At 44.9% G+C, this 22,075-nt stretch carries 27 protein-coding genes; 18 read left to right on the top strand and 9 right to left on the bottom strand.

Going from position 1 to position 22,075, the window contains the following annotated elements:
- Positions 1-81: 81 nt before the first annotated feature.
- Positions 82-483, top strand: a complete 402-nt coding sequence (locus OV592_RS16090; RefSeq protein ID WP_406609271.1) for a hypothetical protein — start codon at positions 82-84, stop codon at positions 481-483.
- Positions 484-532: 49 nt separating this feature from the next.
- On the opposite strand, the gene OV592_RS16085 is transcribed toward OV592_RS16090, so the two are convergent.
- Complete coding sequence (locus OV592_RS16085) at positions 533-1,432, bottom strand: HAD-IIA family hydrolase (RefSeq protein WP_406609270.1); 900 nt, start codon at positions 1,430-1,432, stop codon at positions 533-535.
- 131 nt (positions 1,433-1,563) lie between these two features.
- Between OV592_RS16085 and OV592_RS16080 the strand changes: the two genes are divergently transcribed.
- From OV592_RS16080 to OV592_RS16065, 4 genes are all read left to right on the top strand, one after another.
- The gene (locus OV592_RS16080) at positions 1,564-1,929 is read left to right on the top strand and encodes an MmcQ/YjbR family DNA-binding protein (RefSeq protein WP_406609269.1); all 366 of its coding nucleotides are present in this window, start codon (positions 1,564-1,566) and stop codon (positions 1,927-1,929) included.
- A 74-nt stretch (positions 1,930-2,003) separates the two neighbouring features.
- Positions 2,004-2,870, top strand: a complete 867-nt coding sequence (locus tag OV592_RS16075) for a carboxylate/amino acid/amine transporter (protein ID WP_406609268.1) — start codon at positions 2,004-2,006, stop codon at positions 2,868-2,870.
- A 64-nt stretch (positions 2,871-2,934) separates the two neighbouring features.
- Complete coding sequence (locus tag OV592_RS16070) at positions 2,935-3,390, top strand: VF530 family DNA-binding protein (protein ID WP_406609267.1); 456 nt, start codon at positions 2,935-2,937, stop codon at positions 3,388-3,390.
- 124 nt (positions 3,391-3,514) lie between these two features.
- Positions 3,515-4,021, top strand: coding sequence for an RNA methyltransferase (locus OV592_RS16065; RefSeq protein ID WP_406609266.1), 507 nt, complete (start codon positions 3,515-3,517; stop codon positions 4,019-4,021).
- Between the two features lie 46 nt (positions 4,022-4,067).
- On the opposite strand, the gene OV592_RS16060 is transcribed toward OV592_RS16065, so the two are convergent.
- The gene (locus OV592_RS16060) at positions 4,068-5,051 is read right to left on the bottom strand and encodes a rhodanese-related sulfurtransferase (RefSeq protein WP_406609265.1); all 984 of its coding nucleotides are present in this window, start codon (positions 5,049-5,051) and stop codon (positions 4,068-4,070) included.
- Positions 5,052-5,306: 255 nt separating this feature from the next.
- Here OV592_RS16060 and OV592_RS16055 point away from each other — a divergent pair, with 255 nt between their 5' ends.
- Positions 5,307-6,254 (top strand): chemotaxis protein CheV, encoded by a 948-nt coding sequence (locus OV592_RS16055; protein ID WP_406609264.1) that lies wholly within the window; start codon positions 5,307-5,309, stop codon positions 6,252-6,254.
- 51 nt (positions 6,255-6,305) lie between these two features.
- On the opposite strand, the gene OV592_RS16050 is transcribed toward OV592_RS16055, so the two are convergent.
- The 3 genes from OV592_RS16050 to OV592_RS16040 all read right to left on the bottom strand — a co-directional run bounded on the left by OV592_RS16050 (position 6,306) and on the right by OV592_RS16040 (position 8,249).
- Positions 6,306-6,983, bottom strand: a complete 678-nt coding sequence (locus OV592_RS16050; protein ID WP_016400941.1) for a ChrR family anti-sigma-E factor — start codon at positions 6,981-6,983, stop codon at positions 6,306-6,308.
- The gene (locus OV592_RS16045; protein ID WP_016400942.1) at positions 6,976-7,554 is read right to left on the bottom strand and encodes a sigma-70 family RNA polymerase sigma factor; all 579 of its coding nucleotides are present in this window, start codon (positions 7,552-7,554) and stop codon (positions 6,976-6,978) included. The genes OV592_RS16050 and OV592_RS16045 overlap by 8 nt, the downstream gene beginning before the upstream one ends.
- An 80-nt stretch (positions 7,555-7,634) precedes the next feature.
- Positions 7,635-8,249 (bottom strand): hypothetical protein, encoded by a 615-nt coding sequence (locus tag OV592_RS16040; protein WP_406609263.1) that lies wholly within the window; start codon positions 8,247-8,249, stop codon positions 7,635-7,637.
- A 146-nt stretch (positions 8,250-8,395) separates the two neighbouring features.
- Between OV592_RS16040 and OV592_RS16035 the strand changes: the two genes are divergently transcribed.
- Genes OV592_RS16035 through OV592_RS16005 form a run of 7 tightly spaced genes read left to right on the top strand, consistent with a single transcriptional unit; the run spans position 8,396 to position 13,749 of the window.
- Entirely contained in the window at positions 8,396-8,836 is a 441-nt protein-coding gene (locus tag OV592_RS16035; protein ID WP_406609262.1) for a nuclear transport factor 2 family protein, read from the top strand.
- A complete protein-coding gene (locus OV592_RS16030; RefSeq protein ID WP_406609261.1) occupies positions 8,833-9,555 on the top strand; it encodes an SDR family NAD(P)-dependent oxidoreductase in 723 nt (240 codons plus the stop codon). The genes OV592_RS16035 and OV592_RS16030 overlap by 4 nt, the downstream gene beginning before the upstream one ends.
- 5 nt (positions 9,556-9,560) lie before the next feature.
- Positions 9,561-10,814, top strand: a complete 1,254-nt coding sequence (locus tag OV592_RS16025) for an NAD(P)/FAD-dependent oxidoreductase (protein WP_406609260.1) — start codon at positions 9,561-9,563, stop codon at positions 10,812-10,814.
- On the top strand, positions 10,811-11,542 hold the full coding sequence (locus OV592_RS16020; protein WP_338621969.1) for a DUF1365 domain-containing protein: 732 nt from the start codon (positions 10,811-10,813) through the stop codon (positions 11,540-11,542). Before OV592_RS16025 ends, OV592_RS16020 begins: the two co-directional genes overlap by 4 nt.
- Positions 11,543-11,566: 24 nt before the next feature.
- Complete coding sequence (locus OV592_RS16015; protein ID WP_406609259.1) at positions 11,567-12,787, top strand: class I SAM-dependent methyltransferase; 1,221 nt, start codon at positions 11,567-11,569, stop codon at positions 12,785-12,787.
- A gap of 4 nt (positions 12,788-12,791) precedes the next feature.
- On the top strand, positions 12,792-13,265 hold the full coding sequence (locus tag OV592_RS16010) for a DUF2878 family protein (RefSeq protein WP_406609258.1): 474 nt from the start codon (positions 12,792-12,794) through the stop codon (positions 13,263-13,265).
- Positions 13,258-13,749, top strand: coding sequence for a chalcone isomerase family protein (locus tag OV592_RS16005; protein ID WP_406609257.1), 492 nt, complete (start codon positions 13,258-13,260; stop codon positions 13,747-13,749). The genes OV592_RS16010 and OV592_RS16005 overlap by 8 nt, the downstream gene beginning before the upstream one ends.
- On the opposite strand, the gene OV592_RS16000 is transcribed toward OV592_RS16005, so the two are convergent.
- The gene (locus OV592_RS16000) at positions 13,742-14,398 is read right to left on the bottom strand and encodes a DsbA family oxidoreductase (RefSeq protein ID WP_406609256.1); all 657 of its coding nucleotides are present in this window, start codon (positions 14,396-14,398) and stop codon (positions 13,742-13,744) included. The two genes, OV592_RS16005 and OV592_RS16000, sit on opposite strands and share 8 nt — an antisense overlap.
- Before the next feature lie 183 nt (positions 14,399-14,581).
- On the opposite strand from OV592_RS16000, the gene OV592_RS15995 reads away from it, so the two are divergent.
- The 5 genes from OV592_RS15995 (at position 14,582) to OV592_RS15975 (ending at position 17,878) form a co-directional block, all read left to right on the top strand.
- Entirely contained in the window at positions 14,582-15,679 is a 1,098-nt protein-coding gene (locus tag OV592_RS15995) for an alkene reductase (protein WP_406609255.1), read from the top strand.
- Positions 15,680-16,214: 535 nt separating this feature from the next.
- Entirely contained in the window at positions 16,215-16,520 is a 306-nt protein-coding gene (locus tag OV592_RS15990; protein ID WP_406609254.1) for a hypothetical protein, read from the top strand.
- Positions 16,521-16,631: 111 nt separating this feature from the next.
- Positions 16,632-16,865, top strand: a complete 234-nt coding sequence (locus tag OV592_RS15985) for a hypothetical protein (protein WP_406609253.1) — start codon at positions 16,632-16,634, stop codon at positions 16,863-16,865.
- A 113-nt stretch (positions 16,866-16,978) separates the two neighbouring features.
- Entirely contained in the window at positions 16,979-17,425 is a 447-nt protein-coding gene (locus OV592_RS15980; RefSeq protein ID WP_406609252.1) for a hypothetical protein, read from the top strand.
- A gap of 87 nt (positions 17,426-17,512) precedes the next feature.
- Positions 17,513-17,878, top strand: a complete 366-nt coding sequence (locus OV592_RS15975) for a hypothetical protein (RefSeq protein ID WP_152779889.1) — start codon at positions 17,513-17,515, stop codon at positions 17,876-17,878.
- A gap of 567 nt (positions 17,879-18,445) precedes the next feature.
- Here OV592_RS15975 and bluB read toward each other — a convergent pair.
- From bluB to OV592_RS15960, 3 genes are all read right to left on the bottom strand, one after another.
- A complete protein-coding gene (gene bluB / locus OV592_RS15970) occupies positions 18,446-19,099 on the bottom strand; it encodes a 5,6-dimethylbenzimidazole synthase (protein WP_406609251.1) in 654 nt (217 codons plus the stop codon).
- A 398-nt stretch (positions 19,100-19,497) separates the two neighbouring features.
- Positions 19,498-21,414, bottom strand: a complete 1,917-nt coding sequence (locus OV592_RS15965; protein WP_016400958.1) for a monovalent cation:proton antiporter-2 (CPA2) family protein — start codon at positions 21,412-21,414, stop codon at positions 19,498-19,500.
- Positions 21,411-22,034, bottom strand: coding sequence for an NAD(P)H-dependent oxidoreductase (locus tag OV592_RS15960; RefSeq protein WP_406609250.1), 624 nt, complete (start codon positions 22,032-22,034; stop codon positions 21,411-21,413). Before OV592_RS15960 ends, OV592_RS15965 begins: the two co-directional genes overlap by 4 nt.
- Between the last annotated feature and the right edge of the window lie 41 nt (positions 22,035-22,075).

Here is a 22,075-nt window from a genome sequence, read left to right as displayed (position 1 = left end):
TCATGAGAACCAGCGTTTCTGCTGCAAGCGCTCGATTATTCACCTAGTCTAGCTAAATCGCATTTGGAAAAGGATAAACCAATGATTAAGCCATTTTGCCTCAGTGTTGTTGCAATGCTTAGTGTGCTAGTGAGTTTGCCAGCGGCAGCATTTCCACAAGCTTCGGTGTCTTCAAATCAGCAATTATTTGCTCAGTCGATTATTTATCATTCACTAAGTGGCCTTTGCGCAGCAAAACCTGGGAACAAAAGCTTAACTGGTGATTTTCAAGCCTGGCGATTGGGTAATCAAGAAGCGATTAAACTAGGGCGAGAAGAAGTTGCTGCTATGGCTCAACAGCAGGATAAACCGATGGATTCGGTGGTGTCTAACCTAGTTCACGTTGCGGAGCAGGAGTGGGGCCAGCTTGATAGCCAACAGCGTCAGCAAAAATGCCAAACTTTGCAGGCTTTTCTTACTCAAGCTGAGGCTACTGTTCACTAAGTTGAGAGTAAGGCCCGTTTAGCCAATCCGCTCTCACGGGCAGTAAGACTTAGATAGAGGCTAGCTGATAGTGCGGGGTAATTTGGCTTTTAGCTATATGCTCGGCAACATCTAAACCACGCAAAAAGCCGTGCTGTGTGACCAGTACAGTTTTAAAACCCATCGCATTGCCACCCAGTATATCGGTATGCAGAGTATCGCCAATCATCGCTATGCGCTGCGGATTTACTTCACCATAGCTTTGTTTTATTCGGCTGAGTGCTTCTTCAAATATCGGCGCATAAGGTTTACCAAAACAGCGAACGTTAGGGTAAAGCTCTTTAGGCAGGGTAAGGGTAAAACTACCTGGTTCTTGTGATACGCCATCTTCTAGGGGCGCAATTAGGTCAGAGTTGCCCACCCACACCCTGCGAGGGTTGTGATTAAGCTCGGTAATTAAACGCTGTTGTAAGCTTTCATTCCAAGCCTGCCCACTTAAAAACAAGAACTCTTCGGCTTGCCAAAACTCTTGATCCTCTGGGTATAAACAAGGGCGTTGAATATCTAAGCGAAACTCAGGGAGGGTGATTACCCCTAAGCGTGAGTTGCTGTGTAAATCCATGTATTGCAACAATACTTCTCGGCTGTTTACGATCTCTTGGTCACTAAAGTCAAAACCAAGTCGAACAAACTTGTCGAACAGTTGCTGCTTGTTTTGAGTGGCGGCATTGGTGACCACCATAACCACTTTACCAGCTTGTCGTAACTTATCGATTTGCTGATTAGCCCCATCTATCGCTGTTCCACCAACGTTTAGTACGCCGTAGGCATCAAATAAAAAAACATCAACATCGTCTACGAGGTCAGTAATGTTGTTAATGGTTTGACACTTCTCTATTGGAACATTTTTAGGCATCCGCTCAGGAATGCTTAAATAGGCGTCAAATGCCTCAGATGGGCTGTAAAACATGGTAAAACCTCAGCAAAAAATAGAGCGCTACTTTGGCAGGTTTTAGCAAAGAATTAAATACTAAACTTAGCTGTTGTATGTTGAGCAAGTAGCATGGTTTGTAAAGCCGATTCGGCACAAGGAGTAAAGCTGTGGATTACCAACAATTTAACCAGTTTTGTGGTGATTTAGCTGCCAGCACTTACATTGTGCAATGGGGCAACGCTCATGTTTGGAAAGTTGGTGGAAAAGTGTTTGCGATTGGCGGATGGGAAAAACTTAATCAGCCGGCGTTTACATTTAAAACCTCAGAACTCAATTTTGAGTTTCTCCGTGAAGAACCGGGTTATCGGCCTGCTCCCTATATGGCCTCGCGTGGTATGAAGTGGATCCAGTTATATCAAAGTGAGCCGGCTTTTGATGAGCAACTTATATACTACCTCACTGAATCTCATCGCATTGTTTCTCTTGGCCTAACCAAAAAACTACAGAAAGAACTGGGTTTAAATCAATGCTGAATTGTTTGATCTTTTACTTGGTTTACAGCCAATAGCCATTACACTTTAGCCTTTGTTTATTATCAAAGATTTGTATGCAGTACTTACTATCTATCACTTTATTGTGGGCTTTCTCTTTTAGTTTAATTGGCGCGTATTTAGCTGGCCAAGTAGATGCGTGGTTTTCGGTGTTAATGAGAGTTGCACTGGCAACACTGGTCTTTCTACCGTTTTTGAAACCTAAACAAGTTAACCGAAGCTTAGCCTTAAAATTAATGTTAGTGGGGGCGATTCAATTAGGTTGCATGTATGGCTTTTATTATCAGTCATTCTTGTTCTTGTCAGTTCCCGAAGTATTGCTATTTACGGTGATGACTCCCATTTACGTCACCTTGGTGAATGATGCTTTTGAGCGACGTTTTAATTGGCAGTTTTTATTAAGTGCTTTTATCGCTACTTTAGGTGCGGTGGCGATCCGTTATGAAGGGATAGACCAAGGTTTTGTGACTGGGTTTTTATTGGTGCAAGGGGCCAACTTATGTTTTGCTACCGGGCAAGTTGCTTACAAACGGATCATGGCTAATGAGCCTAAGCACTTAGCCCAGCAAACCGTGTTTGCTTGGTTTTTTGTAGGTGCTTTGGTAGTGGCTGTGATTGCCTATTTGGCGATGGGTAATTCAGAGCGCTTGCCAACTACAGCAACCCAGTGGGGAGTGTTGGTGTATTTAGGCACAATAGCCTCTGGCTTAGGATATTTTGCTTGGAACAAAGGCGCTACCTTAGTCAATATTGGTGCATTAGCCGTTGCTAATAACTTACTTATCCCGGCGGGCATTGCGGTAAATCTGTTGATTTGGAATCATGATGCCGACATTATGCGCTTAAGCATTGGTGCTGCCATTATATTAGCTGCACTGGCGATTAATGAGCGTTGGGCAAAGCGAAGAATGACTAAGGTCTAAAAGCGGCTGGCATAGCTTTGCTACAATCACTGTTTAATTCAAGCGCTAAATATTGGAAAACTTGATGAAAGATTTGCAACAAAACAACCCCTTGCACGGCTTAAAGCTGGAAGTGCTGCTCGATGAAATTGTTGAGCATTACGGCTGGGAAACCTTAGCGTTTGCCTTGAATATGAATTGCTTTCGCAATAACCCAAATACTAAGTCTTGCCTAAAGTTTCTGCGCAAAACTGACTGGGCACGCGAAAAGGTAGAGAGTTTTTATCTCTATCGTTTTAAGCATTTACCGCGTCCCGATGATGTTCAATATGCGCTGCCGCCGCGTGACCGTTTAGTGCCCTTAGATCAAAAGCCGCGCGCACCAGTAGTGATAGATATTACTGCCAAGCCTCAAGTGCAAAACAAGCCTAAGCCAAAAGCGAGACCTAGCCGTCCGGCTAAAGCTCCTAGCGCAAAACCTAAAGCTGAGAAATCTAATCAGATTGATAGTGCAGACCCATGGGCTAATTCGCCTAAATAAGCTGTTCTCAGGCTAATTAGTTTGCTCTAGTGAGTGGGGCGAGGCAGTAAATTCAGGTACAATTTCGCCTGGTTGATTTTGCTGTAATTAATACTGCGCTCTCTTATAGGTTTTATCGATAAATATGTCTCAAAAGTCTGTTCAAATTGGATTAGTTAACCCTAAAAGCCCTAGCAATGTGGGTTCGGTAATGCGTGCCGCTGGGTGTTTTGGCGCTACTGCCGTGTATTACACCGGCCAACGTTATGCGCGCGCAGCCCGCTTTAATACCGATACTAAAAACCAAAGTTTGAACATACCGCTAACCGGCGTTGATGAGCTTGCTGAGCAAGCTGGCGATCAGATAAAACTAGTGTGTATCGAGCTAGCCGAAGGGGCAACACCCTTGCCGGAGTTTGTTCACCCAGAGCAGGTTTTATATGTGTTTGGTCCTGAAGATGGCTCAATTAGCCAAACGTTAGTCGATAAAGCTGATGAGGTGGTTTATGTTCCCACCAAAGGGTGTTTGAACTTGGCCGCCACGGTGAATGTGGTGCTCTACGATCGCTTAGCAAAATCAGATAAAGCCAGCGGTGGTGAAGCACTTATTCGTAGCAGCCGCGATGTGAACAACCGCTTAAAGGCTAAGTGATTAAGTCAGGCTTGTTAGTCGATAGCTAACAAGCCCCAGTTACTCACTATTTTTTGTCGGCTCGTTGCGCTTGGCGCAGTTGCAGCTTTTGCTCTCGGCGCTGTTGGCTATGTTCTGCCGCTTCCATCCCCACATGTTGCTCACCACGCTGCTTAGCTAAGCGAACTTGTTTTTCACGCTCTCTAAAACGCATTTTTTGCTCATCGCTTAGCTTATCATGACAGTGTGGGCAGCTAACGCCTTGTTCAAATTTGGCGCTTTGCTTATCACTGGGTGAAATGGGCATTCTACAACCGCTGCATAGTTCGTAGTCACCTGGTTGTAATTGGTGATCAACTGTTACGCGCTCATCAAATACAAAGCAGTCACCTTGCCACAAGGAGTTCTCTTCAGGCACTTCTTCTAGGTATTTTAGAATGCCACCCTCTAGGTGATATACCTCTTCAAAACCCTGCTCTTTTAAGTAAGCGGTGGATTTTTCACAGCGAATGCCGCCAGTGCAAAACATTGCTACTTTTTTGTGTTTTTCTGGGTCTAGCTCTTCAGCGACATAGTCTGGAAATTCGCGAAAGGTATCGGTATGAGGGTTAACCGCATGCTTAAAACTACCCAGTTGAATTTCGTAGTCGTTGCGGGTATCAACCACCATCACTTCTGGGTCAGCAATTAAGGCGTTCCAGTCTTCAGGTTTAACGTAAGAGCCAACCACATGGTTCGGGTCTATGCCCTCCACACCCATGGTTACAATCTCTTTTTTGAGCTTAACTCGAGAGCGGTTAAAGGGCTGCTGCTCACTGTACGAGCGTTTGTCGGTAAGTTGGTTTAATCGACTATCGCTTTTAAGCCAGGCCAACACCGCGTTTATGCCAGTGTCTGGACCGGCAATGGTGCCATTTATGCCTTCTTCGGCCAGTAATAATGTGCCTCGCACCTGTTGTTGTTTCATTAACGCTAACAAGGGCTCTTGAAGCTCTTTATAATTATCTAGGCGAACAAATTTATAAAGGGCGCAAATAGTTATTTCTTTCATAGACTTAGCTTCCTGCCTTTTGGGGCGTAATCCCAGAGCATGATTTCAAAAGAAGGCCATTGTAATGAAAATGCTAAAAGATGCAGCAACCTTGTGGTGCTTTGTTGAGCTTTTGTTGTGAGCTTTTTCCAAAAAAACAGCTAAAATTGTGTTCTAGCCCGCTAAATCAAGTCTCTACAGCTACTTGCGTTTTTGCTCAGTGGTATGAGATGTCTATAATGAAGTAATTATCTAACATGGAATAGGTTGAGTAGTATGTCTAGTGTTTTAGCCACAGTGGATCAACGTACCAAACTTGTCGGCGAGAACCGTTTAGAACTGTTGATTTTTAAACTCAACTCTATGCAGTTGTTTGCGATAAATGTATTTAAAGTTAAAGAGGTAGTTAAGTTACCTCGCATGAACAAACTACCGGGTTCTCACTCACACATTAGTGGGGTAGTAACCATTCGTGGTCATTCTATTCCGGTTATCGATTTACGTGCTGCGGTAAAAATGCCGCCGGCCAAAGAAGAAGCGAAAGTCGACTGTAACCTAATCATCACTGAGTATAATCGCAGCGTTCAAGGTTTCATGGTGGGCGAAGTAATGCACATTGTGAATACATCTTGGAAAGATATTTTACCTCCACCAAGCTCGGTAGGGCGCAGTAACTACCTCACCGCAATCACCCGTATCGAGCATGAAGAAGTCAGCCGAATTGTAGAAATTATTGACGTAGAGAAAGTGCTCGCAGAAATCGTTAGTTACAACATCGCAATTTCAGACGAAGCCTTAGACGAAGAAGTCTCACATCTGCTAAATGGAAAACGAGTATTGGTCGTTGACGACTCTTCTACCGCCCGCGGTCAAGTAAAAGCCACTCTAGGCCAGCTCGGCATGGAGATTATAGAAGCTGAGAATGGGCTACAGGCCTTGAACATGCTAAAAGCTTGGGCCGATGAAGGTAAATCAGTTTACGATGAAATCTTACTAATGATTACCGATGCCGAAATGCCAGAGATGGATGGTTATCGCTTAACCGCAGAAGTACGTGGTGATGAGCGCATGAGCGAACTGTTTATAGCCTTAAATACCTCACTTAGTGGCAGCTTTAACGACGCCATGGTGGAAAAGGTGGGCTGTAATCGCTTTATCTCTAAGTTCCAGCCAGACTTGTTAGTCGACGTAGTACAGCAGCGAATGCGCGAATCGTTAAAATAACAGCCAATAAAAAACCAGCCATTAGGCTGGTTTTTTGCTTTTTAGCATTCTTTATTTAAAGAACAGTTGGCTAAATGGATTGAGTAGCGATGCTAAGCCCGAGGTGAAATGCAAAGGTGCATCCAACAAAGTTAAACATAAGCAATCTTGGTTAGCGGCCGTTCGCGGCGTATGTTTGTTTTGCGCATCTTGAATGATGAAGTCACCCGGTACGTAGGTTCCAGCGTCATCAATGAAGGTGCCTGCTAGTACCAAGGTTATTTCTTGCCCCTGGTGAGTATGCTCTGGCAGTGCGCTATCTTGATCCATGTAAATGAAGTTCATTTTACTGTCACTTACCGCATCCACTCGAGCACGTTGGATTTTCCCCGGTAAGCGTCCCCAAGGGCCAATATGTTGCGGGTGAGCTTGTAAGGCTCGGGGAAGTGGAAAGCGCTTATTGCCAAGGGTGATTTCTTGCTGCAAGGCGGGCTGAGGGCTTTCAATCACGCTGTCAGGGCTTTGCTGCATAATCATCGCTAACATTGAATCGAGTTCGCTGTTCATGGCTTCGGGCTGGGCTTGTTCAAGTTGAGTGGCCATCTTTTGCTCAGCAGCCTCTACGCGGCGGCGACATTCTGGGCAGTATTCTAAGTGAGCACTAACCATAATGCTCATGGCTGGGTCTAGTTGACCAGCGGCGTAAAGTTCAAGGCTTTCATCAGCCGGATGAAATTGAATGTTAGTCATCCAATGCCTCCTTCATTTTTTTCAGCGCTAATCTTAGGCGACTTTTTACAGTGCCAAGCGGTAGGTTTAATATTTCAGACACTTGCTGTTGTGATTCACCGTGTAAGTAAACCCGCCTTACGATATCTGCTTGTTCTTCTGGCAACTTAGCAATTAAGTGTTTAAGCTCGTTGGTCACCAACTCTTGGTCTTCGGTCGACACTTTATCAGCGTCTTCTTCTTCACTAAGAATCGGCCATAAGTCATCGCCTTGTACCCAGCTCTGTTGATGCTTGCCTTTTCGCATCAAATCAAACTTTACGTTTCTTGATACCGAAAATATCCAAGTCATCGCATTACCCTTGGACGAATCGTAAAGACCCGCTTTAAGCCAAAGTTTAAGCATGGTTTCTTGAACCATTTCTAGGGCAAGAGATTCATCAACAAATTGCTTCCTGGCCAAATTCAATAAACGTGGTGCTACTTGGCGGAACAATAAGTCATAACTTTTACGACATTGCTCACTGGCAATGTTTGCCAATAACAAAGCGATATCATCGTCGTTATTGGGCTGAGCTACTTGACTAGCCATAGGTGATTTGGGTCCACCGATTTTTGATACTGAACTGTGTATTTCCATATTGCCAAAATCGTTTGCGGATTGATAACAAGTTAACGAGCAAGGTGTGTAAAACGATCACTTTGTCGCAAAATAAATCCTAAATAACGAATACACAAAGAAGCAGAAGGTGATTTAAGCAAGCGCTGTTTGGTGCAAATGGGCAGTGGTAGCAGCTCTAACCAGCGCCAGCAAAGGTTTTTTACTTGCTCGCTTTGCACGCTTTGTTCTAAGTTGGCGGTTTGCAATTCTGGGTACTGTAAGTTGATGTTAGCCAAAGCGCTTTGCAGTGCTGCAGTGTTCTTTTGTATGGAGGTGTTGGGCCAAAGCTCAATTTTGTCGGCGCAAAGGGTAGGCGATACCCAAGTAGAAGAAAACCCCGGTTTGCCCGACGTTACTTTACCCCAGTGCAGAACTTTAAATTCCACTTCAATTTGTGCTTTGCTTAACCAATCAATATGGCTGACTTGGGCAAAACTCACTAAGTCGTTAGCTTGTACCGCACTGTTTCCATCGCTGTCTTGAAAAGCCAGCCAAACACCACCGGCTTTTTCAGCAGCGCGCAAACTGGCGATAAAAACCACGCCTTGCCCCTTCATCCGTGCAAAGCGCTGCGGCATAAAGTGCTCACGAGATATCATTAATGGAAAACAACAACTACTGCTCAAGTAAATATTCCTAGAAATGGATGGTTTGTCTTATATAACGCTAAAAGTTGCCAAAAGGATGAATGATCTTTCTTAATTTATCTGACGTACTATGATTAACGACAATAGAAACAAATGCTTAGATTTGTTTGGTAAAGGAAAATTGAATGAGTATCACGGCATCTGCACCGCATATTGTTAAGCAACTAGAGCAGTTTTACAGTGAGCTAGGTATGGCGCAGGTTGAGCGCCTCTCTGATATTTATGCCGACGATATCGAGTTTATCGACCCTCTGCATCATCTTCATGGCTTACAAGATTTACGAAGCTATTTTGAACATCTATTACAAAATACCAGCCAATGCCATTTCGAATTTCACTCTCGGCTAATTGCAGAAGGTGAGTTTAGCCTTACTTGGCAAATGCAGTTTGCTCATCCCAAGTTAGGCAACGGGCGGATCTTGTCGCTAGATGGCATTAGCCACCTTAAGTTTGACGAAAAAATCTATTACCACCGTGATTACTATGACGTAAGCGCGATGCTGCATGACCATATTCCAGTAATTGGTTGGCTATCCAAAAAGCTTAAAAATGGGCTAGCACAATGAATATTCTAATCACTGGTGCTAGTTCAGGCATTGGCAAGCAGTTGGCGCTTGATTACCAAAAGCTAGGCCATACGGTGTGGGGGCAGGGGCGTAACCAACAGCGTTTGCAGGAGCTAGCCGAACAAGGCATCACGCCGCTGCAAGTAGAACTTGGTGAGTTAGAGCAGGTGCGCAGCAGTTTTGCGGATTTGCCAGCAATGGATCTCATTGTGTTGTGTGCCGGCAATTGTGAATACTTAGACCCTCAGCGTTTCGACGCCAAACTGTTTGAGCGAGTGTGGCAAAGCAATGTGCTTACCATCGCTAATTGCTTAGATGCCCTATGGGGTAACCTAAAGCCCGGCTCTCAACTGGCGTTAGTTGGTAGCCTTGCTCATTTATTGCCCTTTAGCCAAGCTGGCGCTTATGGCAGTAGCAAAGCCGCGGTGCATTATTTAACCCAAGCCCTAGGCACCGATTTGGGTGACAAAAAAGTGAGCGTTCATTGTATTCAACCAGGATTTGTTAAAACCCCACTCACCGACAAAAACAACTTTGCTATGCCCAGTATTATTAGCCCCGAGCAAGCTAGTCAAGCAATCATCAAAGGCCTCAACAAAGGTAAAACTGTGATTAACTTCCCTAGCTTATTCAGCGGCTTTCTGCACATACTCAATTGCTTGCCATATCGCTGGCAGCAAAATATCTGTCGCCGTTTAGCTCACAAGGAAGGAGCATAGATAGAATGAAAATCGCCATTATAGGTGCCGGCATATCCGGCATGACCTGTGCGCACTTATTAAAAGAGCAGCATGAGGTAACGCTATTAGAACAAAATGACTACTTAGGTGGCCACACCGCCACTAACCAAGTCACTATAGAGGGCAAAGAGCATGCAGTAGACACCGGCTTTATTGTGTTTAATGACCGCACCTATCCTCTGTTTAACAAGTTATTAGCCAAGTTGGGCATTCAAGCTCAAGAAACTGAAATGAGCTTTAGTGTGGTAAATCCAGAGCTCAACTTGCAGTATAACGGCCACGATCTAAATACACTGTTTGCCCAACGCAGTAACTTACTCAAACCTAGCTTTTACAAGTTTATCAATGAAATACTGCGGTTTAATAAGCTAGCTAAAGCAGCGGTAGACATCAATACCGCGGTAAGCCTCGGCCAGTTTTTAGAGCAGCATCGCTTCTCGCGCATGTTTCAAGAGAACTACTTATTGCCAATGGGCGCGGCCATTTGGTCCTCTTCGTTAAACGGCATTATGCAGTTTCCGATGCAGTTTTTTGCTCGCTTTTTTGTGAATCACGGTTTGTTAGACGTAGCCAACCGGCCGCAATGGTATGTCATCCCCGGTGGCTCAAAACAATACATTAAGCCGCTGCTAGCGGGCTTAGATGAGCAGATCCGCTTGAATAGCCAAGTGAGTAGCATTCAGCGAGATGACTCAGGCGTTAAGATTACAACCAACGATGGCTGGCAATGGCAGGGTGATGCGGTAATTTTTGCTTGTCATAGTGACCAAGCTTTGTCGGCATTAGGCGCACAAGCCAGTGATGATGAGCGTTCGGTACTAGGCAAACTCAAATATCAAAATAACGAAGTAATTCTGCATACCGACGAGCGCTTGTTACCAAGCATTCATCGTGCGCGAGCTAGTTGGAATTACCTATTACCACCTAGTGGTGATAGAGGCGACCGCCTAGCCAGTGTTACCTACGACATGAACCGTTTGCAGGGCTTAAGCGATGCGCCGCAGTTTTGCGTTACCCTAAATCCCCTAGAGCCGATAGCCGAAGATAAAGTGATTAAGCGCTTTAATTACATGCATCCGGTGTTCTCTATAGATGGCCACCAAGCTCAACAACAACGTGACAATATTTGCGGGCACAACCACAGCTATTTTTGTGGCGCTTATTGGCACAACGGTTTTCACGAAGATGGCGTGCGCTCGGCTGTGGAGGTGTGTCGTAAGTTTGGAGTGGACCTATGAGCATAGAGCACTCGGCTATCGCCTTTGGCGATACCTTTCATCAACGCTTTGTGCCGCGCAAACACGGCTTTAATTATCGGCTGTATTACGCCTGGATTGATTTGGCCGAAGAACAAACCGTGCAGCAAGAGCTGCAAAGTTTTGGGCGTGTTTTACCTTGGTTTCGCTTAAAAGCGGGCGACTACTTAGGCAGCGAACAAGGCACTATCCGTGATAAAGCCTTGCGCGCTCAGCAGCGTTTTCAGCCCGACTATCAAGCCAAGCAAGTGGTCTTGCTTGGTCAACTGCGCTGCTTGGGTTGGTACTTTAGCCCGGTTAACTTTGTGCTCTATGGCGACGGCGATAAGTTTGATTACATGCTGGCCGAAGTCACCAATACTCCTTGGAAAGAAAAACACCAATATTGGCTGGATTTAAACGAGTTAAAAGATCACGATAAAACCTTTCACGTTTCCCCTTTTAATCCCATGGACATGCGATATCACTGGCAAGTAAAGCTAGTGCAACAACAGGTGAATATTGTGATTAATTGCTGGCGCGAGCAGAAAGAATTTAGTGCTGGCATAAATTTAATTAAGCAGCCGTTAAACTCTTCTAGCCTTCGCCGCGTAATAAGTTCATACCCTTTAATGACTCTCAAGGTTGTTACAGGAATTTACTGGCAAGCATTGAAGCTATGGATGAAAAAAGTGCCTTTCTATGGTCATCCAGCCAGTGCTAAAAAATAATTAAAATTGCCCTAAGGAAAAACTATGGCTACTGCAAAATCGCTTTCTTCTGCTTCAGTTTCCAGTGGTTTAGATTGGACCCGCCACCTTGTATTAAAAACCTTTGACGGTTTAAAAGGCGGCGCCATTTTAATGAGTCAAGCTGGTTACGAGTCGGTTCATTTAGGTGAAGCAGACCACCCCGAAACCGTTGAAGTTCATATCCTCGATTCTCAAGTTTTTTCTCGTATTTTAAAAGGCGGAAGCATTGCCGCTGGCGAAACCTACATGGAAGGGTTGTGGCGCTGTTCTAATCTGCACCGCTTACTGCAACTTTTAGCCGACAACCAAGAGCACCTCGATAGCTTAGACAGAAAACTGCACTGGTTTACCGATGCGTGGTTTAAAGTGCAGCACTTCTTTCGTCGTAACAACAAACGCCAAGCGAAAAAGAACATTCTGGCTCACTACGATCTTGGCAACGATTTCTATCAATCGTTTCTTGACCCACAAATGCAGTATTCATCAGCCATTTTTGGCGGCCAAGACATTACCTTAGCCGAGGCGCAAGACAACAAACTCAAGCGCATATGCGAGCAGCTAAAGCTTGAGTCGAGTGACCACCTTTTAGAGATTGGCACCGGTTGGGGTGGGTTGGCAATGTATGCAGCTAGCCACTACGGTTGCAAGGTAACCACGACCACCATTTCTGATAAACAGCACGCCTATGTGGTGGAGAAGGTAGCAGAGCGTAAGCTCAGTCACTTAGTGACTGTGCTAAATAAAGACTACCGCGATTTAGAAGGCCAGTATGACAAACTGGTCTCTATTGAAATGATCGAAGCAGTGGGCGAGAAATTTTTACCGGGTTTTGCCGAGCTATGTGCCAATAGGTTAAAGGCTGGTGGTTTAATGCTTATTCAAGCCATTACCATTGATGACCGCCGCTTTTCGGCCTATCGCAAAAGTGTCGACTTTATTCAGCAGTATGTATTTCCTGGTGGCTTCTTACCTTCGCCATCGCTGCTCAAACAGCTCTTTTCCAAGCAAGGCTTACAATCTCTACAGCGACTAGAGATAGGTATCGACTACGCCGAAACCCTTCAGCACTGGCATCAGCGGGTGCAACAGCAGCATAACAACAATCAACGTTTCGGCTTCGACGAGCAGTTCTACCGTCTATGGCATTTCTACTTTGCTTACTGCGAAGCAGGTTTTAGAAGCCATAACATTGGTACCGAGCAACTTACTTTGGTTAAGGCCTAAGCTCATGCAATGGCCGGTATTGCTGCTATTTAAACTTAACTGGTTAGCGGCCTTCTTTTGGGGGCAGCAAGCGGTGATGTTTATGGCGCTGGGGTTAATCGGCTTAGTGGCTTTGCAAGTTCGCCGTTACCAATGGGTTGTGCTTATTCCCTGTGCAATGCTCAGCGTGGTTGGAGTTATTTTAGATTTCAGCTTGGTAAAAATGGGAGTGCTGAGCTTTAGTTCGCCCGATTTACCGCTGTTTATGATGTTGCTTTGGGCAAGCTTTGCCTTGTTATTGCCAAGCCTCGCCAGTTTCCCCAAACCCTTCATGCCCTTATTTGTGGCGGTAATGGGCCCGGTGTCTTACTACCTAGCCAGTTTAGCGCAGGTATTTGCGATACAGCCCGATGCAGTATTAGGTCTGCTTATATTGTTCCCTTTGTGGGCGGGCTTTGCTTACTTAGCTAATTCGCTGTTGGAGAAACGCTATGTTTAAAGCCATGGCATTAGCCAGTATTTTACTCGCGTTTTCTAGCCAAGCAGAAACACAAATGCAGCTGGTGGGTAACGCCAAACTGCAAGTATTGTTTTGGCCCATTTACACGGTTAGCTTGCACAGCCCTGATGGGCGTTACCAGCAAAATCGTTACCCAATGGAACTCACCATTGATTACCTACGCAAAATTAAACGCGACAAACTGCTAGAAGCAACCGAGGACGAGTGGCAGCGCCTAGGTGTATGCGAGCAAGCACCTTGTGAGCAATGGTTAGCAGAGCTTTCACAACTCTGGCCAGACTTAAAAAAAGGCGACCAACTAAAGTTGGTAGCCGAGTCAGCTAATCAAGGTCAGTTTTACTTAAATGGTAAGCTGCTGGGCTCTTTGGAAGATAAGCTATTTAGCCAACACTTCTTGGGTATTTGGCTATCCGAAGACAGCCGATTCCCTAAACAGCAACGTAAGTTGGTGGGCGCTAACTAGCGCTGTTGGTACACTCGTTAATTACTTGCAGTAAGGTTTCCACAGGCTGCGCGCCAGACAATAAGTAACGATTATTAAAAATAAAAGCCGGCACCGCTCTAATGTTCTGATTTTGCCACTGCTGCTGGCTGTCTCTTACTGCTTCCACATACATTTCATCTACCAACACTCGCTCGGCTAAGTCTCGGCCTAGGCCAATGCTTTCAACCACATCTAACAAGGTATTGCGGTTTGAAGGATCTTTAGCTTGGCTAAAGTAAGCATCAAACAGTGCCAGTTTTAATTCGGTTTGTTTACCATAAGGTTGTGCCCAATGCAGCAGTTGATGGGCTTCAAAAGTATTGTAGATACGAGAGTCAGGGCTGAACTTAAAGCTAAATCCTAGTTCATCACCCAAGCTTTTTAGTTGCTCTCTAACCGCTTCACTTTGCTCAAGGGTGCTACCGTATTTCTCTTGAATATGCTCACGTAAGTTTTGCCCCTCGCTTGGCATGTTCGGATTTAGCTCAAAGGGGTGCCATTCAATATGTGGGCGAATGTCATCGCTTAATTGGCTAAGTGCTTGTTGCAAGCGTAAGTAACCCACAATGCACCAAGGGCATACCACATCCGACACAATATCGATGCGCAAAGAAATACCAGCAGACATAAGCAACCCCTTCATTAAACCAGCTTAGAGTATGCGGAGTTGCCGAGAAATTGGCAACTATCGCGCTAAATTGGGCGCTAAGCTTATTTGCTGCCAGTGCAACATTAATTTGTTGTTTTTGATCTAAATAGATAACTGAGCAGTTGCTATTATGCTGGTAGCAAATGACTAGGAACCTCACTCATGACCACATCATTGTTTGACACAATAAAGCTTGGTACCCACACCCTAAATAATCGCATCGTTATGCCACCTATGACTCGCTCTCGTGCTACTCAGCCGGGCGATGTAGCAAATCAAATGATGGCCAGCTACTACGCACAACGTGCCAGCGCTGGTTTAATCGTATCCGAAGGCACTCAAATCTCGCCAATGGGTAAAGGCTACGCTTGGACACCGGGCATTTATAGCGAACAACAAGTTGCTGGCTGGAAACAAGTCACCGATGCTGTTCACGCCAAAGGCGGCACTATGTTCGCCCAGCTTTGGCACGTAGGGCGAGTGACTCACCCAGACAATATTAACGGTGAACAGCCAATCTCATCTTCTGCCATTAAAGCCGAAAATGTAAAAGTGTTTATTGATAACGGCAGCGACGAACCAGGTTTTGTAGACGTAGTCACCCCGCGTGAAATGACTCAGCAAGACATTGATGAAGTTATTCAGCAGTTCCGCCAAGCTGCGCTTAATGCCATTGCCGCAGGCTTTGATGGCATCGAGCTTCACGCCGCCAACGGTTACTTGATTAACCAGTTTATCGATTCAGAATCGAATCAACGCAGCGACAAATACGGCGGTAGCTTAACCAACCGTCTGCGCTTTTTAGATGAAGTAGTTGCTGCCATGGTAGACGCCATTGGCGCCGAGCGAGTAGGCGTGCGCTTAGCTCCGCTCACAACCTTAAATGGCACCGTAGACGCCAAGCCAGAAGAAACCTACACCGCCGCTGCAGCGCTGCTAAATAAACACAATATCGTGTACTTGCACATTGCCGAAGTAGATTGGGACGACGCGCCAGAAACGCCAAAAGCCTTTAAACAAGCACTGCGCGATGCCTTTAAAGGTGTGCTTATTTACGCTGGTCGTTACAAAGCCGACAGCGCCCAACAAGCTATTGATGAAGGCCTCGCCGATATGATTGGTTTTGGCCGCCCCTTTGTAGCAAACCCCGATTTACCCGCACGCCTAGAGCATGGTTATCCGCTGGCCGAACACGATCCAAACAGCCTGTTTGGCGGCGGCGAAAAAGGCCTAACGGATTACCCAAGTTATAAGGCCTAGTTGCTAGGTTGCATTTTATCTATTGGAGCCAGTGAGTGAATAGACGCGCTCGCTGGCTTATTGGGGTTGAAATAGCTATTACATCCCTTTGGCTTTAGGGGATTTCGCCTATCGGCGACGTCATAAACTTTGCTCAGCTAAAGCTTACGAAGCAAAAAGAAAGGTCGCCCCTCATTATCTTATTTCCTCGTTCCTCAGTACCAAGCGCGCCTGCGCAACTCGCTACGTTCAAAAAATACTCGGCTTAATCGCTTGGCACTTGCGTGACTCGGCGATAATGAAGGAGGAGGTTTGCTCCTTTATACACCCCTGCAATCCGAAGCTTTATTAACTTTTGATTACTGAGCGTTAGTGAGCTAACTCAAGTAAGGGGTAGCTTGTTGAGTTAATGGTTATTTATTGGTGTGTTGTTACTGTATGATTAAACGACGTTTTTCTAGTGCTTGTTTGTGCTTACATTTTATGAGGGGCAACCTTGTAAGGTAGGCCACGCTTGCAAGGTCGCTGCAATTAATTGTTTTAACGCAAGGAAGGTATGGAAGCGTTAAGTAAACCCAGAGTATTAGCATACATAGTTGGTGTATTCATTTTACCAGTTGTCATTTCAGCGAGCTTTAAGTTAGCGAACATCGGATCAATTGGGTCAATTGTATTTTGGTATTCGTTGCTCTCATTTCCGGTACTGGCTTTTCTGTTATTTTTCATATTTGCGGAGCGAGTTGACGGTCGTGTAGCTGTTTTACTGAGCGTTGTAACAGGTCTAGTGTTCTCAACATTGTTGCTGAACTTCTTCATGTGGGTAACTTGGTTGTTTGGGGTCAATGATTATCAGGCTATGTAACTTGGGTTATAACAAGTTGCTTAAAGAAAACGTCGGCGAAAGGCGCTGGCTCGGACGCACGAACTGTGCTCGCCCGTTAGCAAAGCGTTAAATGTTCATAGGAGGTGAACAATGAAGTCATGGTTTATTATTTTGGCTGGTTTGTGGTCAACATGGCACTTCATGGAAATCGAGTCTGAGAACAGGTTTTTCAGTGTGTTTCTTCCAATCCTATTTGGCTTTTTTGTTCTTGCCTTAGTGATAAAACTTGCAGGTGTTTCAAGTAACGGCGGTGGTTATTGTGGCGGTGGCTTTGGTAGTGGAGATTCAGGCGGTGATTCGGGTGGTTGTGGCGGTGGTGACTGAAGCTACACATTTGACAGTCGCACCTAGCGGAGCAATTAAAGCTGCCTCGCCGCTAAATGTAATTGTTTGCTAAAGGCCGGCATTATGTTTGTCTCGAAGGATTGAGTATTTAAGTGTCAATTAAGAATGCGTTAACTATTTCTTTATGCATCTTTTTTAGTATTCCTACCTTAATCGGAATAGGTTCATCAATTGAAGTTGAATATGTCCTAGCAGGCAATTCACATCCATTTCGTTCTCTTGTTGGGGAAGAGTGTAATCTTAGAAAGCCTTGGTATGTATATGGCTGGGCGTCTTTTGGCAACACTAAAGAAATAGGAAGCTATCAACTTCGAGAAATAGATAGCACTTCAAGTCGTTATATTCTTTCTAAAGAAAAACTCGCTACAAATACTAAGATAATGGTAACGGACGTGTATCTATCTGATAGCCTATTTATAAACGAGGTAAGGTTACACCTTGCTGTTGAAAATTATCCTCATACGGTGCACCTAAAAATAGGTAATATTAAAGAGTTTTGTAGATCACACATGGAATTACTGGTGTCAGAGCCAAATTAGTTACTTTAATAATTAGCCATTATTCATCGGGTTTTGTATTCGGTGCTCTTGGTTTACAGAGTATACACAATCGGAGGTTTAGTAATAATGACCAAATTGGTTAACGAAAAATGGACTTTTTCATCTTTGGGTATTTGGAGAAAAATCTTATTGATATTGATTTGGCTTAGTACATCAGTGCTGATTGCCGGGGCATTAATTTGGTTGATTGCCCCAGAAATAATGGGAGAAGAACTTGGATACTCTGTATGGGTGTTGATCGCTATGGTTTCAATTGTCTTTGTTTATTCACTATGGATTCATACTGCTGTTGTTCAGCGAAAGACAGGCCAACTCATAGCTATTGGTATTGTTCAGATCATTCCTCTGGCTAACCCTATTGGTGCACTATTCATTTTCTTAGCTTACTTTACGAGTAAAAGAGAAGTTAGTGGCCAAATGCCACGCTTATAAAAGGTGGCTGCGTTAAATTAAGTGTAAATGCTCAACAATTTAGATGACAAGGATGTTTGGTGAGTAAAAGGTATGTATTAGTTCCTCCCAAAGGAGTGAAGCTTGATCTTGAATCTGTCGAACAAAAATTGGTTATCACTCAAGATATACCTATTAAAAAGATGGGCCCTAGGCTTTGCCACGTAAGTGGGAGAATATATAACACCATCGATCCGGTTGAGTCGGCAGTTGCAGAGGGAGAGTGCTTAAGTCGAATTCATCACCCGTTAACTCCACGCTGGGTAAAGCGAACGTCACAGCTAATATTTGGGCCGTTTATTGTATTAACCGTTGTGCAATTAGTGATTACGCTTTTCACAATGTCTCGGCCTGGTAGTTTTATAGAACTAATTTTCATCTTATTGGTCTTTGTTTTTACCTTTATTGTCTTGTGGGTGTATTGGGTAGTTTTTGTTAGTGGCCCCAAAAATAAAAGGTGTCAGAGTCAATTTAAATCAATTGATTGAAGACGGTATCGAGCTTTTACTGATGTGTTGTGGTCTAACACCAGATAGCCAGTTACCTCGTTTACTTAGTTTTATCTGACCATTGCTCGTGATGAACCAGCTGGTTTAAGTTCTCTCGCTCTAACCAACCAAATTTCTCCAGTTCTGGTTTTTCTTCAAAGCCGGATACATAGCCGATGCACAGATAGCCAATGATTTCTAAACGCTCTGGAATGTTAAGGGCAGAGCGAAGAACCTCGTCGTGAATAATGCTTACCCAGCCTAGGCCAAGGTTTTCGGCGCGGGCGGCCAGCCACATGTTTTGAATAGCACACACGGTGCTGTATAAGTCCATCTCTGGCTTAATGGTGCGGCCTATTACCACCGGGCCATTGCGTTCTCTATCGCAGGTGACACAAATGCCTAAGGGTGCTTCTAAAATGCCTTCAAGTTTAAAGCTTTGGTAGGTCTCGCGTTTATCATCAGCAAACAGTTTGGCAGATTCTTCGCTGGCGGCTTGGTAGCCCCGTTTAATCGCTTGTTTGGTTTGCTGTTTACTTACCAAAATAAAATCCCAAGGCTGACTAAAACCAACGCTGGGCGCGTTATGAGCAGCAGCTAGAATACGTTGAATAACGTCGTCGTTAATTGGGGTGCTTAAGAAGTCTTTACGTACATCGCGGCGGGAGTAGATGACTTTATACAGGGCGTCTCGTTCAGCTTGGTTGATATGCATACTGCGCTTAATATCAAAAATTTGCCCTATTAAGCCTTAAGCGAAGATTGACTGCAACGCCTAGCAGCCAGCTTTTACCTGCTTAAAAACAAACAGCCCCATGGCTATTGCTATGGGGCTGTTTGTATTAGGGTCTGTTGATCTTTGCTGATGGTTTTTGCAGCAATGTCTTAGCCATTTAGGCAAGGCAGTGAGTGTGCAGTTAAGTGGGCTTAATAATCACTCGCTAACGCTGAATAAATGGCTAATAAATGCTGCCCGAAGGGTTCGGATAAGCGAACTTTACTCTTTGTTAAGCACTTATTGCTTAACCCACTAGGCTTCTAAGTGCTCGCCGCGATTAAATCCCGCTTATCTCGAAAAAAATTTCAACGCCAAAGATCAACAGACCCTAATGACTATTGCTTAAAGTCGTCTTGATAGCTTTTAGGTGGTGGTGTCCAGCCGCGTTCGGTAAGCGAGTGACCGTCGCTGCGATCTTTGCTCATGGCTTTGCCTAGCAACTCTTCTAACTGCAAAAACAGTTCGCGGTAGTCGTTGCTAAAGCGGTTGTCTTCGTTACCCGCTAACCAAGTTTGGTAGAGCTTTTCTTTATTGTCTTTTTCTATTTGGTCAAACGCGGCTTTAAGCTGTTCAGACTTAAAGGGATGAAAGCCCAATTCGTTAAGTGCTCGGCCACCCATTTCTAGTGCAGAGTAGTAGGCCTCGGTAATTATGTGATCGGCACCTAAGCTGCGCAGTTCGTAAGCATGGCCGCGGTCAAACGCCCGCACCATTAAACGCACATGCGGGTGCGCGTGCTTTACGTATTTAACAATGTCGCGCACCTTCTCTTTATCATCGATGGTGACCACCATAAGTTTGGCTTCTTCTATGCCTGCTGTATGCAATAGGTCTGGTTGGGTGGCATCGCCAAAGTAGCTTTTAATGTTAATTTTACGCATTAATTCTACTTGGCCCGCTTGGTGATCGAGCACCACTGTTTTAATGCCGTTAGCCACTAAAAAGCGGTTGATGATTTGCCCAAAACGACCAATGCCCGCCACAATTACCGTGCCTTTTTCATCAATTTCATCGGGTTCTTGATGGTTTTCGGAGCGTTCGTAACGTGGCAAAATCACTTTGTCATAGAGTATGAACAGGCTCGGTGTTAAGAACATTGAGAAGGCTACAACTAAGGACAGGATTTGTGATAAGTCATGTGGAATAACATGGTTTTGCACGGTGTAGTTAAGCAGTACAAAGCCAAACTCACCGGCTTGGGCCAAGCTAAGGGCAAACAGCCAACGGTCGCTGTTTTTAATCTTAAAGATAATCGCTAGAACAAATAAAATGGTGGCTTTGATTAGCATAATGGCTAAAGCCATGGCGATAACTTTACCCCAGTGCAATTGCAATACGCCAAAGTCGACACCCGCCCCCACTGTGATAAAGAACAAGCCTAACAGCAGCCCTTTAAAAGGCTCGATGGTGGATTCTAATTCATGCCTAAATTCACTGTTGGCGAGTACCACCCCAGCTAAGAATGCGCCCAAGGCGGGCGATAAACCTACCAAGCCCATTAGTGCGGCGATACCAATAACCAGCATTAAAGTGGCGGCGGTAAATATTTCGCGAAGCCCAGAGCTAGCTACATAACGGAACAGAGGGCGACTAAGGAAATGGCCACCAACCACTAAGGCAACAATGGCCACAACCACCACAATGGCGTAAGCCCAACCAGGCAAATGGGCCACTAGGTTTAGGCTATCGCCGTGTTCTGCGGCGGCTTCACCCAGTTTTTCGGATAAGGCCACTAGCTCTGGCAAAGCTAGCAAAGGGATAAGTGCCAACATGGGGATTACTGCAATATCTTGAAACAGCAATACCGAGAAGGAAGAGCGCCCTCCATCGGTTTTACCTAAACCTTTTTCGTTAAAGGTTTGCAGCACAATGGCGGTAGAGGAGAGCGAGAATATTAAACCAACCGCCAGCGCTATCGACCACTGCAGCCCAAAAGCTAAGCAGGCTAACATCACCACCAAGGTGGTGATACCTACTTGCAAGCCGCCAAGGCCAATGAGTTTATGGCGCATATTCCAGAGCATTCTAGGCTCTAGTTCTAGGCCTACCACAAATAGCATCATCACTACGCCAAACTCGGCGAAGTGTTGAATAGTGGCGGTTTCGGCGCCTACCAATCCAATCACAGGACCAATAATTACCCCAGCAATTAAGTAGCCCAGTACCGAGCCTAAACCTAAACGCTTGGCCAGTGGCACGGCCAGTACGGCGGCAATTAAGTAAACAAAGGCTTGTAAGAAGTAACCGGTCATAGCAACTCCTTAATAAGGTCAATGTTTTGTACATCTAGCTTGGCTAAGCCTGCAGCAAGTTCAAAATCGAGTTGGTTGTTTACTAATGCGTTAAGTAGCTGAGTCCAATCTTCTAAATGTTTTTTATCGCGATTTTCTTCGGCCGCGGTGCGAGAGCTAAATAGGGTGAAAGGTGCAAGGTAGCGCATACCGATGAGTGAGGCAGTTTGCTCTAATGGGTGCAGTAACTCACGAATAGTAAAATGGTTATAACCTTCTTTTCTATAAGCCGCTTCTGCACCGCCTGCGGTTATGGCGCAAAGCAAGGTTTTACCATGCAGCATGGTGCCGTCGTGCCCATAAGCAAAGCCATATTCCAGCACTAAGTCTTGCCATTCTTTTAAAATGGCTGGAGTGGAGTACCAATAGAGCGGAAATTGCATAATTACAATATCGTGCGCTAGCAAGCGTTGTTGTTCTTTGTCTACGTCGATTCGAAAAGTAGGATACTCGCGATATAAATCAATGGCGGTTACACCATCTATTTTACTGGCAAGCTTGAACATAGGCTTATTGATTTCGGAGCGATCTTGCGACGGGTGCGCAAATAGCAGTAATACTTTGTTTTTCTGCTTTGGCATTGGTAATTCCTTTTAGCCTTGCATGACAAGCGACAATAAAA

Origin of the sequence: Agarivorans sp. JK6 (assembly GCF_045277145.1) — a bacterium.
In the GTDB taxonomy this organism is placed as follows: Bacteria; Pseudomonadota; Gammaproteobacteria; order Enterobacterales; family Celerinatantimonadaceae; genus Agarivorans; species Agarivorans albus.
This window is presented reverse-complemented; position numbering and strand designations above follow the sequence as displayed.

Excerpts from the sequence above, each read along its gene's own strand:
- OV592_RS16090 (WP_406609271.1), top strand. The coding sequence starts at position 82 with ATGATTAAGCCATTTTGCCTCAGTGTTGTTGCAATGCTTAGTGTGCTA.
- OV592_RS16085 (WP_406609270.1), bottom strand. The coding sequence starts at position 1,432 with ATGTTTTACAGCCCATCTGAGGCATTTGACGCCTATTTAAGCATTCCT.
- OV592_RS16075 (WP_406609268.1), top strand. The coding sequence starts at position 2,004 with ATGCAGTACTTACTATCTATCACTTTATTGTGGGCTTTCTCTTTTAGT.
- OV592_RS16070 (WP_406609267.1), top strand. The coding sequence starts at position 2,935 with ATGAAAGATTTGCAACAAAACAACCCCTTGCACGGCTTAAAGCTGGAA.
- OV592_RS16065 (WP_406609266.1), top strand. The coding sequence starts at position 3,515 with ATGTCTCAAAAGTCTGTTCAAATTGGATTAGTTAACCCTAAAAGCCCT.
- OV592_RS16060 (WP_406609265.1), bottom strand. The coding sequence starts at position 5,051 with ATGAAAGAAATAACTATTTGCGCCCTTTATAAATTTGTTCGCCTAGAT.
- OV592_RS16055 (WP_406609264.1), top strand. The coding sequence starts at position 5,307 with ATGTCTAGTGTTTTAGCCACAGTGGATCAACGTACCAAACTTGTCGGC.
- OV592_RS16050 (WP_016400941.1), bottom strand. The coding sequence starts at position 6,983 with ATGACTAACATTCAATTTCATCCGGCTGATGAAAGCCTTGAACTTTAC.
- OV592_RS16045 (WP_016400942.1), bottom strand. The coding sequence starts at position 7,554 with ATGGCTAGTCAAGTAGCTCAGCCCAATAACGACGATGATATCGCTTTG.
- OV592_RS16035 (WP_406609262.1), top strand. The coding sequence starts at position 8,396 with ATGAGTATCACGGCATCTGCACCGCATATTGTTAAGCAACTAGAGCAG.
- OV592_RS16030 (WP_406609261.1), top strand. The coding sequence starts at position 8,833 with ATGAATATTCTAATCACTGGTGCTAGTTCAGGCATTGGCAAGCAGTTG.
- OV592_RS16025 (WP_406609260.1), top strand. The coding sequence starts at position 9,561 with ATGAAAATCGCCATTATAGGTGCCGGCATATCCGGCATGACCTGTGCG.
- OV592_RS16020 (WP_338621969.1), top strand. The coding sequence starts at position 10,811 with ATGAGCATAGAGCACTCGGCTATCGCCTTTGGCGATACCTTTCATCAA.
- OV592_RS16015 (WP_406609259.1), top strand. The coding sequence starts at position 11,567 with ATGGCTACTGCAAAATCGCTTTCTTCTGCTTCAGTTTCCAGTGGTTTA.
- OV592_RS16010 (WP_406609258.1), top strand. The coding sequence starts at position 12,792 with ATGCAATGGCCGGTATTGCTGCTATTTAAACTTAACTGGTTAGCGGCC.
- OV592_RS16005 (WP_406609257.1), top strand. The coding sequence starts at position 13,258 with ATGTTTAAAGCCATGGCATTAGCCAGTATTTTACTCGCGTTTTCTAGC.
- OV592_RS16000 (WP_406609256.1), bottom strand. The coding sequence starts at position 14,398 with ATGTCTGCTGGTATTTCTTTGCGCATCGATATTGTGTCGGATGTGGTA.
- OV592_RS15995 (WP_406609255.1), top strand. The coding sequence starts at position 14,582 with ATGACCACATCATTGTTTGACACAATAAAGCTTGGTACCCACACCCTA.
- OV592_RS15990 (WP_406609254.1), top strand. The coding sequence starts at position 16,215 with ATGGAAGCGTTAAGTAAACCCAGAGTATTAGCATACATAGTTGGTGTA.
- OV592_RS15985 (WP_406609253.1), top strand. The coding sequence starts at position 16,632 with ATGAAGTCATGGTTTATTATTTTGGCTGGTTTGTGGTCAACATGGCAC.
- OV592_RS15975 (WP_152779889.1), top strand. The coding sequence starts at position 17,513 with ATGACCAAATTGGTTAACGAAAAATGGACTTTTTCATCTTTGGGTATT.
- bluB (WP_406609251.1), bottom strand. The coding sequence starts at position 19,099 with ATGCATATCAACCAAGCTGAACGAGACGCCCTGTATAAAGTCATCTAC.
- OV592_RS15965 (WP_016400958.1), bottom strand. The coding sequence starts at position 21,414 with ATGACCGGTTACTTCTTACAAGCCTTTGTTTACTTAATTGCCGCCGTA.
- OV592_RS15960 (WP_406609250.1), bottom strand. The coding sequence starts at position 22,034 with ATGCCAAAGCAGAAAAACAAAGTATTACTGCTATTTGCGCACCCGTCG.